The 2,264-nt window shown below is 67.3% G+C and carries 1 protein-coding gene and 1 pseudogene; both read right to left on the bottom strand.

Annotated elements, in window-relative coordinates; genetic code table 11:
* A partial coding sequence (locus X803_RS19890) for a M16 family metallopeptidase (RefSeq protein ID WP_156930073.1) occupies positions 1–1,021 on the bottom strand: 1,021 nt, incomplete at its 3' end.
* A gap of 118 nt (positions 1,022–1,139) precedes the next feature.
* Positions 1,140–2,153, bottom strand: a pseudogene (locus X803_RS19885) (pitrilysin family protein); the annotation flags it as partial.
* Between the last annotated feature and the right edge of the window lie 111 nt (positions 2,154–2,264).

The following is a 2,264-nucleotide window of genomic DNA, read 5'->3' as shown; positions in this document are numbered from 1 at the left end:
GCCGCTCCAGTTCCGAGCGCAGCAGGCCGATGACCTGCCCGGTCTTCGCCGGACTGCACCCTGCATACATGGCGAAGTAGCCGGCGTCGGCGTACGACGCCGAGAAGGAGTAGGTCGAATAGGCCAGTCCACGCTTCTCCCGGATTTCCTGGAAGAGGCGGGAGGACATGCCGCCGCCCAGCACGGCGTTAAGCACGCTCATCACAAACCGCCGGTCATCGGTGGCAGTCAGGGCAGGGCAGCCGACCAGCACGTTGGCCTGCTCGACGGCGCGCCGGATGATGTGCACTCCCCCGGTCCCGTTCAGAACGGCCGGCTGCGGAGCACGCCGGGCCACCGGCGAGGCTTCCTCCGCCAGGTGCCAGCCTGCGCGCTCGAGCGCCTGCACCACCAGGGAGCATACGACGTCGTGGTCGAGACCGCCGGCGGCCGTGACCACGAGTTCTTCCGGGCGGTAGTACCGGCGGTAGTGCTCCAGGACGGACTCCCGGGAGATCGCCTTGATGGCCTCCGGCGTCCCGCCGATCGGGCGGCCGAGCGGATGGGACCGGAGGACTTCCTCCACGAACTTCTCGTGGGCAACGTCGGAGGGATCATCGCTGTCCATGGCGATTTCTTCCAGGATGACGTGCCGTTCCTGCTCCAGCTCCTCCGGGTCAATCACGGCGGAGGTGACCATGTCCGCAATGACGTCGATCGCCATGGGCAGGTCGGAGTCCAGAACCCGGGCGTAATAGCAGGTGTTCTCCTTCGCCGTCGCCGCGTTGGACTCTCCGCCGACCTCGTCAAAGGCCGCCGCGATATCGAGCGCGCTCCGACGCTGCGTTCCCTTGAAGAGCAGGTGCTCGAGGAAGTGCGTGGACCCGTGCTCGCCGTCCGCCTCGTCCCGTGATCCCACGCCCACCCAGAACCCGATGGTTGCCGAACGCTGTCCCGGCATCGCCTCGGTAAGCACGCGCACGCCACCGGGCAGAACCGAGCGGCGCACCACTGCCCCGCCGGGTGATCCGGCCACGAGCATGGATCCGCCGCTGGTTGCATCGGGCGTCAGCGGCAGCGTCACGGGGGCACTGTGTCCTGTGTCAGTCATTTATTCTCCTTCAACGCCAGCGGCTCCGCGGCGAAATTCAGTTCGCCGCCAGTTCCGAGCGCAGCAGGCCGATGACCTGCCCGGTCTTCGCCGGACTGCACCCTGCATACATGGCGAAGTAGCCGGCGTCGGCGTACGACGCCGAGAAGGAGTAGGTCGAATAGGCCAGTCCACGCTTCTCCCGGATTTCCTGGAAGAGGCGGGAGGACATGCCGCCGCCCAGCACGGCGTTAAGCACGCTCATCACAAACCGCCGGTCATCGGTGGCAGTCAGGGCAGGGCAGCCGACCAGCACGTTGGCCTGCTCGACGGCGCGCCGGATGATGTGCACTCCCCCGGTCCCGTTCAGAACGGCCGGCTGCGGAGCACGCCGGGCCACCGGCGAGGCTTCCTCCGCCAGGTGCCAGCCTGCGCGCTCGAGCGCCTGCACCACCAGGGAGCATACGACGTCGTGGTCGAGACCGCCGGCGGCCGTGACCACGAGTTCTTCCGGGCGGTAGTACCGGCGGTAGTGCTCCAGGACGGACTCCCGGGAGATCGCCTTGATGGCCTCCGGCGTCCCGCCGATCGGGCGGCCGAGCGGATGGGACCGGAGGACTTCCTCCACGAACTTCTCGTGGGCAACGTCGGAGGGATCATCGCTGTCCATGGCGATTTCTTCCAGGATGACGTGCCGTTCCTGCTCCAGCTCCTCCGGGTCAATCACGGCGGAGGTGACCATGTCCGCAATGACGTCGATCGCCATGGGCAGGTCGGAGTCCAGAACCCGGGCGTAATAGCAGGTGTTCTCCTTCGCCGTCGCCGCGTTGGACTCTCCGCCGACCTCGTCAAAGGCCGCCGCGATATCGAGCGCGCTCCGACGCTGCGTTCCCTTGAAGAGCAGGTGCTCGAGGAAGTGCGTGGACCCGTGCTCGCCGTCCGCCTCGTCCCGTGATCCCACGCCCACCCAGAACCCGATGGTTGCCGAACGCTGTCCCGGCATCGCCTCGGTAAGCACGCGCACGCCACCGGGCAGAACCGAGCGGCGCACCACTGCCCCGCCGGGTGATCCGGCCACGAGCATGGATCCGCCGCTGGTTGCATCGGGCGTCAGCGGCAGCGTCACGGGGGCACTGTGTCCTGTGTCAGTCATTTATTCTCCTTCAACGCCAGCGGCTCCGCGGCGAAATTCAGT

Origin of the sequence: Arthrobacter sp. 35/47, assembly GCF_000520475.1 — a bacterium.
Lineage (GTDB): Bacteria > Actinomycetota > Actinomycetes > Actinomycetales > Micrococcaceae > Arthrobacter_D > Arthrobacter_D subterraneus.
The sequence above is the reverse complement of the archived record's forward strand: the minus strand, read 5'-3'. Positions and strand labels throughout refer to the sequence as shown.